At 57.5% G+C, this 12,503-nt stretch carries 8 protein-coding genes and 1 pseudogene; 8 read left to right on the forward strand and 1 reads right to left on the reverse strand.

Translation table 11 applies throughout. From position 1 onward, the window contains the following. Nucleotides 1-105: 105 nt before the first annotated feature. The 5 genes and pseudogenes from BN1129_RS09155 to BN1129_RS09175 form a co-directional block, all read left to right on the forward strand. Nucleotides 106-3,171: a beta-galactosidase gene (locus BN1129_RS09155; RefSeq protein ID WP_042035946.1), complete on the forward strand. Its 3,066-nt coding sequence runs from the start codon at nucleotides 106-108 to the stop codon at nucleotides 3,169-3,171. 234 nt (nucleotides 3,172-3,405) lie between these two features. After that, nucleotides 3,406-4,392, forward strand: coding sequence for a galactose/glucose ABC transporter substrate-binding protein MglB (gene mglB / locus BN1129_RS09160; protein ID WP_042035948.1), 987 nt, complete (start codon nucleotides 3,406-3,408; stop codon nucleotides 4,390-4,392). A gap of 53 nt (nucleotides 4,393-4,445) precedes the next feature. Then, nucleotides 4,446-5,966 (forward strand): galactose/methyl galactoside ABC transporter ATP-binding protein MglA, encoded by a 1,521-nt coding sequence (gene mglA / locus BN1129_RS09165; protein ID WP_042036039.1) that lies wholly within the window; start codon nucleotides 4,446-4,448, stop codon nucleotides 5,964-5,966. A gap of 16 nt (nucleotides 5,967-5,982) precedes the next feature. After that, on the forward strand, nucleotides 5,983-6,993 hold the full coding sequence (mglC, locus tag BN1129_RS09170) for a galactose/methyl galactoside ABC transporter permease MglC (protein ID WP_017412477.1): 1,011 nt from the start codon (nucleotides 5,983-5,985) through the stop codon (nucleotides 6,991-6,993). Nucleotides 6,994-7,111: 118 nt separating this feature from the next. Beyond that, nucleotides 7,112-7,315: pseudogene (locus BN1129_RS09175) on the forward strand (hypothetical protein); the annotation flags it as partial. 905 nt (nucleotides 7,316-8,220) lie between these two features. Here BN1129_RS09175 and BN1129_RS23790 read toward each other — a convergent pair. Then, nucleotides 8,221-8,397: a hypothetical protein gene (locus tag BN1129_RS23790; protein ID WP_167335271.1), complete on the reverse strand. Its 177-nt coding sequence runs from the start codon at nucleotides 8,395-8,397 to the stop codon at nucleotides 8,221-8,223. A 747-nt stretch (nucleotides 8,398-9,144) separates the two neighbouring features. Here BN1129_RS23790 and arcA point away from each other — a divergent pair. The 3 genes from arcA to argF all read left to right on the forward strand — a co-directional run bounded on the left by arcA (nucleotide 9,145) and on the right by argF (nucleotide 12,459). Then, entirely contained in the window at nucleotides 9,145-10,365 is a 1,221-nt protein-coding gene (gene arcA, locus BN1129_RS09185) for an arginine deiminase (RefSeq protein ID WP_042035951.1), read from the forward strand. A 62-nt stretch (nucleotides 10,366-10,427) separates the two neighbouring features. Further along, nucleotides 10,428-11,354 (forward strand): carbamate kinase, encoded by a 927-nt coding sequence (gene arcC / locus BN1129_RS09190; protein ID WP_042035952.1) that lies wholly within the window; start codon nucleotides 10,428-10,430, stop codon nucleotides 11,352-11,354. Nucleotides 11,355-11,454: 100 nt separating this feature from the next. Further along, entirely contained in the window at nucleotides 11,455-12,459 is a 1,005-nt protein-coding gene (argF, locus tag BN1129_RS09195; RefSeq protein WP_042035954.1) for an ornithine carbamoyltransferase, read from the forward strand. Nucleotides 12,460-12,503: the final 44 nt, after the last annotated feature.

Consider the following 12,503-nt stretch of genomic DNA (forward strand, 5'->3'; position numbering starts at 1 on the left):
AACAAAATCGGTGTAATCGTTTACATCTGTGTGAGCGAGATCGCCGTTCCCTGCGTCATACTTCTCTAGACTGAAGAGGTTTTCCAATCAGCAGGGAGAGAGTGAATGCTCAGGGAGATAGTGGCACGTCAGGATTGGCAGACCCAGGCCATTACGTCGGTAAACCGGCTGGCTGCCCATACCCCCATGTTCAGCTGGCGCAGCGAAGCGGATGCTAGGGATGATCTGGCTTCTTCCTCCCGTCTCTTGCTCGATGGCGAGTGGCGCTTCTCTTTCTTTGCCGCACCCGAGCGGGTGCCCGAAGGCTGGCTGGCGCAGGATCTGGCGGATGCCTGCCCCATTACGGTGCCGGGCAACTGGCAGCTGGATGCCGCCTACCCGGCATCGCGTCCGCTCACGGACAGCCCCATCTACACCAACATCAAGTACCCCTTCCCCTGCGATCCGCCCAGGGTGCCTGCTGCCAATCCGACCGGCTGCTACTCTCGCGAGTTTGAGTTGCCGGCCGACTGGCTGGCCAGCGGCCAGACCCGCATCATCTTCGACGGGGTCGACAGTGCCTTCTACCTGTTCTGCAACGGCCACTGGGTAGGCTACTCCCAGGACAGCCGGCTGCCCGCCGAATTCGATCTCAGCCCCTTTCTGCAGGCCAGCAGTAACCGGCTGGCGGTGTTGGTGTTGCGCTGGTCAGATGGCTCCTATCTGGAGGATCAGGACATGTGGCGCCTGAGTGGTATCTTCCGTTCCGTCAGTCTGCTGCACAAACCAGATCGCCACCTGATGGATGTGCGGCTGACGCCCGTGCTGGATGATTGCTATCGGGATGCAGGTCTCAAGATCGCGCTGCAGGCCGCCAACGCAATGGGTCTGTCGGTGGAGGTCAGCCTCTACGACGGCACAGAGCGGGTGGCCAACCTGCGCCAGCGGCTTGGCACCTCAACCATCGACGAGAAGGGGGCCTATGAAGATCGCAGCGAGTTGTGGCTGGCGGTCACGGCCCCTCGCAAGTGGAGTGCCGAGACACCCCACCTCTACCGGCTGACCCTGACCTTGCTCGGCGAGCAGGGCGAGCCCATCGAGAGCGAGGCCTATGATGTGGGCTTTCGGGCCGTGGAGATCAAAGGCGGTCTGCTGCGAGTCAATGGCCAGCCTCTGCTGATCCGTGGTGCCAACCGCCACGAACACGATGCGGCCCAGGGCCACGTGGTGACCCCCGCCACCATGGCGCGGGATCTGCGGCTGCTGAAACAGCACAACTTCAACGCGGTGCGCTGCTCCCATTACCCCAACCATCCGGAGTTTTACCGCCTTTGCGATCGGCTCGGCCTCTACGTGGTGGACGAGGCGAATCTGGAGACCCACGGCATGACCCCCATGGGGCGGCTGGCGCGGGATCCGGCCTGGGGCAATGCCTTTCTGGAGCGGGCGACCCGCATGGTGGCGCGCGACTTCAACCACCCCTCGATCATCATCTGGTCGCTGGGTAACGAGTCGGGCTATGGCCCGGCCCACGATGCCATGTATGGTTGGGTCAAGGGCAGTGACCCGAGCCGTCCGGTGCAGTACGAGGGGGGCGGCGCCGATACTGCGGCCACCGATATCATCTGCCCTATGTATGCGCGCACCCATCAGGATCAGCCCTTTCCGGCCGTGCCAAAGTGGGCGCTGGCCAAGTGGATCGGCCTGCCGGGCGAGACCCGTCCGCTGATCCTCTGCGAATACGCCCATGCCATGGGCAACAGCCTGGGGGGCTATGCCCACTACTGGCAGGCCTTTCGCGATCACCCCAGGCTGCAGGGCGGTTTCGTGTGGGATTGGATGGATCAGGGGCTCGACAAGCAGACCGACGATGGCCGTCACTACTGGGCCTACGGCGGTGACTTCGGCGACCAGCCCAATGATCGCCAGTTTTGCTGCAACGGCCTGCTGTTCCCGGATCGCACCCCCCATCCCGCCCTGTGCGAGGCGAAACGGGCCCAGCAGCCGTTCCGCTTCAGCCTGCTCCAGCACACCCCGCTGCGGGTGCGGATCGAGAGCGAATACCTGTTCCGCGCCACCGATAACGAACGGCTTTGCTGGCAGCTGTGCGAGAACGGCCATGTGATGCAGCAGGGGGAGCTCTCCCTCATGTTGGCGCCGCAAGGGGTAGTCGAGTTGACCCTGACCGGGACGCTGCCCACCTTTGCGGCGGGCTCCCTCGCCTCGCTGGATCTGGCCATAGTGCAACCCGCAGCCACGGCCTGGGCCGAGCCTGAGCATGAGGTGGCGCGCCAGCAATTTATGCTGCCAACGCCTATGGCGATACCGGTGGCGTTTAACCCCGCCGCGATAAACGAGCAGCCGGATCATTGGCTTGTCTGCGCGGCTGGCAGTGAGTGGCAATTGGACAAAACCAGCGGCCGCATACGCAGTTGGCAGAAACATGGCCGCGAACGGCTGCAAGATGCCATCGCCGATCACTTCTATCGTGCGCCGCTCGACAACGACATAGGCGCCAGCGAAGCGGATCACATAGATCCCAACGCCTGGATTGCCCGCTGGCAAGGCGCCGGACTCAACGATCTGGAGCATCGTTGTCTTGGGCTGGAGGTGGATCCCCATCATGGCCGCGTGCTGGTCAGGCACGGTTACTTTGTCCAGGGGGTGCTCAAACTGTCGACCCGCTGGCAGCACGACTTCGGTGCAGACGGTGCCATGGCGCTTACCATAGCCGTCGAGGTCGCGGCCGGCATGCCGTCACTGCCCCGCATCGGCGCCTTGCTTTGGGTGGTCGACGAGGTGGCAGAGGTGAGCTGGCTGGGCCTGGGTCCTCACGAGAACTATCCGGATCGCCTGCTCGGCGCCGATCTCGGTCGCTGGCAGTTGCCGCTGGCGGCCCTGCATACCCCTTATGTCTTCCCGACTGACAACGGACTGCGCTGTGATACCCGCCAACTACAACTGGGGGATCTCGTGGTCGAAGGGCAGTTCCATTTCAGCGTCAGCCGCTACAGCCAGCAGCAGCTGGCCCTGGCCCGTCACCAGACAGATCTGGTGGCCGAGGGTGGCCTGTATCTCTGCCTCGATGGATTCCATATGGGGATTGGTGGCGATGACTCCTGGAGTCAGAGCGTGCGACCGGAATATTGGTTACAGCCAGGCGGCTACTATTGGAACTGTGTTCTACGCTGAATCTGAGCCATGGGTGGGTCGACTGAGGTGGCGGTTAAGCCTCAATGGAGATTCATTGCTCATAACCATATGATATTTAGTTTTTTTGTTGCCACGTAACAGATTGTAATCGTTTTCATTTTGTTGTCAGGTTCACAGAGCATTGCACAACAAATTGATTACATTAGGCTGGCGCCAGTTCAATAGGTGCACAGCATTCCCTACAAAAACAGATAGAGAGATCGGAGCATAACAATGAAAAAAATCACGACAATTGCCGCCGTGCTGATGAGCCTGATGGCAGGAGCCACTGCCCATGCCGAGACCCGTATCGGGGTGACCGTCTATAAGTACGACGACAACTTCATGGCGGTGGTACGCAAGGCGATCGAGAAGGAAGCGGCTGCCAACCCCGGGGTTGAGCTGCTGATGAATGACTCCCAGAACGACCAGTCCAAGCAGAACGACCAGATAGACGTGCTGCTGGCCAAGGGCGTGAAGGCGCTGGCTATCAACCTGGTTGACCCGGCTGCGGCCCCTGTCGTGATTGAGAAGGCCCGTGGCGAAGATGTGCCCGTGGTGTTCTACAACAAGGAGCCGAGTGCTGCCGATCTGGCCAGCTATGAGAAGGCTTACTACGTGGGGACCGACTCCAAGGAGTCAGGCATCATCCAGGGTCAGCTGATTGCCAAACACTGGCAAGCTCATCCGGAGTGGGATCTGAACAAGGATGGCGTGATCCAGTTTGTGCTGCTGAAAGGGGAGCCGGGTCACCCGGATGCGGAAGCCCGTACCTCCTACGTGGTCAAGACCCTGAACGATGGCGGCGTCAAGACTCAGCAGCTGCACATGGATACCGGTATGTGGGATACCGCCATGGCGAAAGACAAGATGGATGCCTGGATCTCCGGCCCCAACGCTAACAAGATTGAAGTGGTCATCGCCAACAACGACGGCATGGCAATGGGCGCGGTCGAGTCACTGAAAGCGCAGGGCAAGAGTGCCATCCCGGTGTTCGGCGTTGATGCACTGCCGGAAGCGCTGGCCATGGTCAAGAGCGGTGCCATGGCGGGTACAGTGCTGAACGATGCGGCCAACCAGGCCAAAGCCACTTTCGAGCTGACCAAGAACCTGGCTGAAGGCAAACCGGCCGGTGAAGGCACCAAGTGGAATATCGTCGACAAGGTCGTGCGTGTTGCCTACGTCGGTGTGGATAAAGACAACCTGTCTCAATTCGAGTAATTCCCTCCTCCAGGGCAAGGGCGATCCCCTTGCCCTTTTTTCAACCAGATGTGATGGCTGATATGACAACACAGCAACAATCAGAATGGCTGTTGGAGATGATTGACGTCAGTAAGAGCTTTCCCGGCGTCAAGGCACTCGATAATGTCAATTTACGGGTCCGTCCTCATTCTGTGCATGCGTTGATGGGCGAGAACGGAGCGGGAAAATCCACACTGCTCAAGTGCCTGTTCGGCATTTACGAGAAGGATCAGGGCAAGATCTTCTTCAAGGGGCAGGAGATCAACTTCACCTCCTCGAAAGAGGCGCTGGAAAATGGCGTCTCCATGGTGCATCAGGAGCTCAACCTGGTGTTGCAGCGTACTGTGATGGACAACATGTGGCTCGGCCGCTACCCCACCAAGGGGTGGTTTATCGACCACGGCAAGATGTATGACGACACCAAGCGCATCTTCGATGAACTCGACATCGACATCGATCCCAGGGTCAAGGTCGCGACCCTGTCGGTCTCCCAGATGCAGATGATCGAGATCGCCAAGGCGTTCTCCTACGATGCCAAGATCGTCATCATGGACGAGCCCACCTCCTCCCTGACCGAGAAAGAGGTGAACCACCTCTTCAAGATCATCAACAAGTTGAAGGATAAGGGGTGCGGCATCGTTTACATCTCTCACAAGATGGAGGAGATCTTCCAGCTCTGTGACGAGATCACCATATTGCGGGATGGCCAGTGGGTGGCAACCCAGCCACTCAAGGGTATGACCATGGATCAGATCATCGGCATGATGGTTGGTCGTGAGCTGACCCAGCGTTTCCCGGAAAAGACCAACCAGCCGCAAGAGGTGATCCTCGAGATCGAACACCTGACGGCGAAGAACCAGCCCTCCATTAAGGACGTGACCTTCAACCTGCACAAGGGGGAGATCCTCGGCATCGCCGGATTGGTGGGGGCCAAGCGCACCGATATCGTCGAGACCCTGTTCGGCATTCGCGATCGTAGCCAGGGCTGCATCAAGCTGCACGGCAAAGAGGTGGCCAACCACAATGCCCATGAAGCGATTCGCAACGGCTTTGCGCTGGTGACGGAAGAGCGCCGCTCCACCGGCATCTACTCGCGTCTCGATATCGCCTTCAACTCCCTGATCGCCAACATGGACAGCTACAAAGGCTCCATGGGGCTGCTCAGCGACAACAAGATGAAGAGTGATACCCAGTGGGTGATCGACTCCATGCGGGTCAAGACGCCGACCCAGCAGACCCAGATCGGTTCTCTCTCCGGGGGCAACCAGCAGAAGGTGATCATTGGTCGCTGGCTGCTGACCCAGCCAGAGATCCTGATGCTCGACGAGCCCACCCGCGGCATCGACGTGGGGGCCAAGTTCGAGATCTACCAGCTGATCCTGGAGCTGGCGAAGAAGGAGAAGGGGATCATCATCATCTCGTCTGAAATGCCCGAACTGCTGGGGATCACCGACCGCATCATGGTGATGAGCAATGGCCGGGTCGCCGGGATCGTCAATACCAAAGAAACTGACCAGAGCGAGATACTGCGCCTGGCATCTCTGTACCTCTAGAGACAGGAAGACATTTATGGAGTCGGCTAAAAATTTCAATCTGATGCAGGCGCTCAAGGAAAACGCCATCTACTTGGTGTTGCTGGTACTGCTCATGGTCATCGTGATCCAGGAGCCCTCCTTCCTGAGCCTCACCAACTTCAGCAACATCCTGACCCAGTCCTCGGTGCGAGTCATCATAGCGCTGGGGGTGGCGGGCATCATCATCACCCAGGGGACGGATCTCTCGGCCGGTCGTCAGGTCGGTCTGGCGGCGCTGATTGCGGCGACCATGCTGCAGGCGCTGACCAACGTCAACAAGGTGTTCCCCAGTCTGGGGGAGGTGCCCATTCCGGTGGTGATCCTGCTGGTGTGTGCCGTGGGGGCGCTGATCGGGCTGGTTAACGGCCTCATCGTGGCTTACCTGAACGTGACCCCGTTCATAACCACCCTGGGCACCATGATCATCGTTTACGGCATCAACTCCCTCTACTTTGACTCGGTGGGCGCTTCGCCGGTGGCCGGGTTTGATCCCCGCTTTTCCAGCTTCGCCCAGGGATTTATCCGGATAGGGGGATTCAAGCTCTCGTATCTCACCTTCTATGCGGCCATCGCCAGCGTCTTTGTCTGGGTGCTGTGGAACAAGACCCGCTTTGGCAAAAACATCTTCGCCATCGGTGGCAACCCCGAGGCGGCCAAGGTCTCCGGCGTCAACGTGGCGGTCAATCTGGTGATGATATATGCGCTGGCAGGTGTCTTCTACGCCTTTGGCGGCATGCTGGAGGCGGGCCGTGTGGGCAGTGCCACCAATAACCTCGGTTTCATGTATGAACTGGATGCCATCGCGGCCTGCGTGGTGGGCGGGGTGTCGTTTGCCGGCGGGGTAGGGACGGTCGCGGGTGTGATCACCGGCGTGCTTATCTTCACCCTGATCAACTACGGTTTGACCTATATCGGGGTCAGCCCTTACTGGCAGTTCATCATCAAGGGCGGCATCATCATTCTGGCGGTCGCGCTGGACTCCATGAAGTACGCCAAGAAGAAATAACGATTGGCAGGGAGGGTTGGCATTGCCAGCCCTCTCTTCCAGAGAGGGCCATGCCATTCAAGGTCGAGATTGACCTCTTGCTGAGACTGGACACCATTGATGCTACGCGGCGCCGGCTTACCTCGACATGAGCGAATTCAAGAAGCTGCTGGAGAAGATGAGTGGTGAGGGGCGTTACTTTTCGCTGCTTGGCGTGGCGATAGTGGTGGCGGAGCCGTCACGTGGCAGTGGCGATCTCACTCGCCGTCTGACCGTGACCAGCTTGGCTTCAATGCAGCAGACCTATCACAGGCTGAGGGAAATCGTGGGGTCCTTCCGGCAGGAGTAACGGCATCTGGAGTTGGGGTCCAGATAAAAAAGGTCAAAAAGATGGGGGCGACTTGCGTCGCCCCCGATAGTCTTATCGCTCATATCCTTGAACGAAGTTGCTCCCTGCAATCCCTGACTATACCTCTTCCTTTAGGTTTCCCCTTCCCAATCCTTTGGGGTGTCCTGTAGCCATCATGGCTTGACGAGTCGTCCGTTCCCGTCGCACTTTCTCCGTCCTGGGAGGTGTCCTTTACCACATCCTGTGGTGAGTCCATTTGCCCAACCCTGGCAGCCAGTCTTCCTGACCGACTTCATTGCGTCCGTGCATGAGTAACTATAAGGATTTCGCAGGGGACGACAACGGTAGCCTGAAAAACGTTTTTACGAATCTCGTTACGCAAGAAACTTGTTGCGTTTTTTGTCATTTAAAATCATATGGTTGAGTGTTTATAGTTCAGGTTAGTTGATCCCATCTTCCGACTATCTCGGGATTTTTTTCGGCGTTTTGCTCACAGAGTGGGTGGCGAATATCTCACACGCCGTTTAACTCGGGTTCAAAAAGGGGGAAGAGGCAGATGGCTGGTTGCCGGAAAGGCAAGAATGACTACCAATATGGTGGGCCAGCAGCGCAGTGCCCGGTTGCCCTCGCCGCCACAGTCGACGATGACGTAGTCATCGCGCTTCTTCAGGCTGAGCAGGTCGTTGCGAATATTGCCTTAGAGCTGAACGCCGTTTATCTGGTGCCGCTCCGGGTTGTTGTTTCGCTCCTGGAGCCAGTCCGCTGTGGTGAGTTGTGGTTCACCATCGACCAACAGGATCATGACTATCTCCTATCCCTATGAATACAGCTGCCTTGAATATAGGAGGAGGGACGCATGACAAGCCAAGAGGAGGCGACCTCCTCCTGGGCTTTCATTTTCAGTGGTGTTGGCGGCCACCGTACCACTTGCACACGTACTCTGGGACCAGCATCTGGGGAGCCTGGTCGACATGGCAGACCACCATGGGTATCGCGGGGGCGCCCGCAGCGCTGACCAGCGATGGGGTCATGGGCAAGGTCAGGGCGGCGAACAGAAACAGTGACTTGATCTTCATGGCTATCTCCTTGGTAACAGAACACGGTGTGATCTGGATCACTTTCTGAGTAAAGCCGAGCGGGCCTGCGACGCAAGGTGATGAAATAAATTCACCGAATGAAAAAAGTTTGAACAGAGAGGGTGGCAAGGGGGCTGAGAAATACATGACCAAGATGCGGGCTTTGTGCATATCCATATAACCGGCATGTTGTTGACAACGTCTGCCACGAGCCTGTGCTGGCGGGTTTGGCACAATGCCATGATCTGGGACAAGAAGCAGATTATTCAGCGCGCCGCTCACTTATGACTATTTATCTCGATGTTCATCCCGTAAAAATCAGTGAAAAATTCAGTTTCATGCATATTAAATTCAGGTGATGCATTTTTATTTTGTATCACATTGAAAATAATGGTTTTTTGTTTTTTGTTATATCCTTTGGCAGATATGAGAAATGAATTAAACAGGATGAAATTTGAAATTAAAGCATGGGTTTATGCGTGTTGATGCATGATGGCTGAATGAGAGATTGTCAGTTCTGTTACCCTCATCAAAGAATAAATCGTGATTTTATTCAGTTCAGAGTGAATGTGATCAATGTCTAAGTTTATCGTGATTCGCAGGTCTAACCTCGGTCTCGAAAGGCAAGGGCAGGATAGAACACAAGCTGAGTACCCTACATAAAGAATATCCCGCCTTAGCCACGAGCATGAATAGAAGGAATCTATTCAATCACTCGCAGGGACCACTGCTAGACGGAATATAATCATGAGCAAATTTTATGTAGGTTCTGAAGTTGGCCAATTGCGCCGTGTCATGTTGCACCGCCCCAACCTCAGTCTGAAGCGTCTGACCCCTTCCAACTGCCAGGACCTGCTGTTTGATGATGTCCTGTCGGTTGAACGCGCCGGTCAGGAGCACGACAAATTCGCTCAGGTACTGCGCGATCAGAATGTCGACGTTTTCCTGCTGACTAACCTGCTGGCCGAGACGCTGGATGTGCCGGAAGCCAAAACCTGGCTGCTGCAACATCAAGTGTCCGATTATCGCCTCGGCTCTTCCCTCGCCAACGACGTGCGCTGCTTCTTGGCGGACATGCCGCACCGCGAACTGGCGCGCATTCTCTCCGGTGGCCTGACCTACTCAGAGATGCCTTACAGTGGCGTCAACATGGTAGTGGGCATGCACGCCCCGACCGATTTCATCATAGAGCCGCTGCCCAACCACCTCTTTACCCGTGATACCTCCTGCTGGGTCTATGGTGGCGTCTCCATCAACCCCATGGCCAAGGCGGCCCGTCGTCGCGAAACCAACCATGTGAAGGCTATCTACCGCTGGCACCCGCAGTTTGCCGGTCAGGATTTCATCAAGTACTTCGGTGACGAGGATCGTGACTACGACAACTCCACCATCGAAGGGGGTGATGTACTGGTTATCGGCCGTGGGGCCGTGCTCATCGGCATGTCCGAGCGCACCACGCCGCAAGGGGTCGAGCACCTGGCTCGCAGCCTGTTCAAACACGGTCAGGCCAAACAGGTCATCGCCATGGAACTGCCGAAACACCGCAGCTGCATGCACCTGGATACCGTCATGACTCACATGGATATAGATACCTTCTCCGTCTATCCGGAAGTCATCCGCAAGGATGTGAATTGCTGGAGCCTGACTCCGGGCGGTGCCACCGGCATGAACATCAAGGAAGAGGGTTACTTCGTGACCGCCATCGAGAAGGCGCTGGGCGTGGATCAGCTCAAGCTCATCACCACAGGTGGTGACAGTTTCGAGGCCGAACGCGAACAGTGGAACGATGCCAACAACGTGCTGACAGTGCGTCCTGGCGTAGTCGTGGGTTATGAGCGCAACACCTATACCAACGAGAAATATGACAAGGCCGGTATCACAGTGCTCCCCATTCCGGGTGAAGAACTGGGCCGTGGCCGCGGCGGTGCCCGCTGCATGAGCTGCCCGATGGAACGTGACGGCATCTAACAAGACGGCGTGGCGCCGGCAGAGGCTGGCGCCACACATACCAAGACTCGAGATCAACACTCATGAAAAAACCAACTGTCGTCGTCGCCCTGGGTGGCAATGCTCTGCTTCGTCGTGGCGAGCCGCTTGAAGCGGATATCCAGCGCAAGAATATCGCCACCGCCGCCAAGACCATCGCTCTGATCGCTCAGGAGTACAACGTGGTGCTGGTGCACGGCAACGGCCCGCAAGTCGGCCTGCTGGCCCTGCAAAACAGTGCCTATACCAAGGTCGCCCCCTATCCCCTGGATGTGCTGGGTGCCGAGTCCCAGGGCATGATCGGCTACATGCTGATCCAGGAGCTCAAGAACCTGATGCCGAGCCGCAACGTCACCGCGCTGCTGACCCAGGTGCAGGTCGATCCCCAGGATCCGGCATTTGCCAATCCGACCAAGTTTATCGGACCCGTCTATGACGAAGCCGAAGCCCGCGCCCTTGCCGAAGAGAAGCACTGGGTGGTCAAGGCCGACGGCAAGTTCTTCCGCCGCGTGGTGCCGTCTCCGTTGCCCCAGCGCATCGTTGAAGGTGATGCCATCGAAACCCTGATAGCCCAGGGCCACCTCATCATCTGTACCGGTGGTGGTGGCATTCCTGTGACTTGGGATGGCCAGTGCCTGACCGGTATCGAAGCCGTCATCGACAAGGACATGTCTGCCGCCTACCTGGCCAAGCAGATCAAGGCCGATGCCCTGCTGATCCTGACCGATGCCGATGCTGTCTACCTGGATTGGGGCAAACCGACCCAGCACCCGCTGCGAGTCACCAGCCCGGCCGAACTGGCTGGCGTCAAGTTTGATGCCGGCTCCATGGGACCGAAAGTCGAAGCCTCCTGTGAATTCGTCAAGGCGACCGGTGGCATGGTCGGTATCGGTTCTCTGGAAGATGGTCTGGCCATCCTCAAAGGTGAGGCCGGCACCAATATCGTCGCTATCCGCACCGTGAATGCCTAGTCAGCCACTGCCCGAATGGGGCCTGAACAACTTTGTATTGTGTATGCGTAGTCAATAACACTGCCCAAATTGGTCTGAACAAATATAGAGAGAACTCATCATGGCTTTTAATCTGCGTAACCGTAACTTCCTGAAACTGCTCGACTTCACCCCGCGCGAAATCCAATACATGATCGACTTGGCCATCGACCTGAAAAAAGCCAAATACGGTGGCTACGAGCGCAAGCACCTAAGCGGAAAGAATATCGCCCTGATCTTCGAGAAGACCTCCACCCGTACCCGTTGTGCGTTTGAAGTGGCGGCCTTCGACCAGGGTGCGCAAGTCTCCTATCTCGGCCCAAGCGGTTCCCAGATTGGTCACAAGGAGTCCATGAAGGACACTGCCCGGGTACTGGGGCGCATGTATGACGGCATCGAATACCGTGGCTACGGCCAGGAGATAGTCGAAGAGCTGGGCGCCCATGCCGGTGTGCCGGTCTGGAACGGCCTGACCAACGAATTCCACCCGACCCAGATCCTGGCCGACTTCATGACCATGCTGGAGCACGGCAAGGGCAAGCGTCTGGATCAAATCAAGTTCGCCTACCTGGGTGATGCCCGCAACAACATGGGCAACTCCCTGATGGTCGGCGCTGCCAAGATGGGCATGGACATCCGTCTGGTCGCTCCGAAAGCCTTCTGGCCGGAAGAGGATCTGGTTGCCAAGTGCCGCCTGATCGCCGAAGAGACCGGCGCACGCATCACCCTGACCGAGGATGTGAAAGAGGGTGTGCTGGGTACCGACTTCCTCTACACCGACGTCTGGGTCTCCATGGGTGAAGCGAAAGAAGCGTGGGATCAACGGGTGAAACTGATGACCCCGTATCAGATCAACATGGATGTCATCAACGCCACCAAGAACCCGGATGTGAAGTTCATGCACTGCCTGCCGGCGTTCCACAATGATGAGACCACCATGGGCAAGGAAGTGGCTGACAAGTATGGGATGAAAGGTCTGGAAGTGACCGAGGACGTGTTCGAATCCGAGCACAGCATCGTGTTTGACGAGGCCGAAAACCGGATGCACACCATCAAGGCAGTGATGGTTGCTACGCTGGGCGATTAAGGTCGCAGTAGTGGTGCCGGGGGGTAACCCCCGGCTTTTCGACC

The organism is Aeromonas popoffii (assembly GCF_000820025.1).
In the GTDB taxonomy this organism is placed as follows: domain Bacteria; phylum Pseudomonadota; class Gammaproteobacteria; order Enterobacterales; family Aeromonadaceae; genus Aeromonas; species Aeromonas popoffii.

Excerpts from the sequence above, each read along its gene's own strand:
- BN1129_RS09155 (WP_042035946.1), top strand. The coding sequence starts at position 106 with ATGCTCAGGGAGATAGTGGCACGTCAGGATTGGCAGACCCAGGCCATT.
- mglB (WP_042035948.1), top strand. The coding sequence starts at position 3,406 with ATGAAAAAAATCACGACAATTGCCGCCGTGCTGATGAGCCTGATGGCA.
- mglA (WP_042036039.1), top strand. The coding sequence starts at position 4,446 with ATGGCTGATATGACAACACAGCAACAATCAGAATGGCTGTTGGAGATG.
- mglC (WP_017412477.1), top strand. The coding sequence starts at position 5,983 with ATGGAGTCGGCTAAAAATTTCAATCTGATGCAGGCGCTCAAGGAAAAC.
- BN1129_RS23790 (WP_167335271.1), bottom strand. The coding sequence starts at position 8,397 with ATGAAGATCAAGTCACTGTTTCTGTTCGCCGCCCTGACCTTGCCCATG.
- arcA (WP_042035951.1), top strand. The coding sequence starts at position 9,145 with ATGAGCAAATTTTATGTAGGTTCTGAAGTTGGCCAATTGCGCCGTGTC.
- arcC (WP_042035952.1), top strand. The coding sequence starts at position 10,428 with ATGAAAAAACCAACTGTCGTCGTCGCCCTGGGTGGCAATGCTCTGCTT.
- argF (WP_042035954.1), top strand. The coding sequence starts at position 11,455 with ATGGCTTTTAATCTGCGTAACCGTAACTTCCTGAAACTGCTCGACTTC.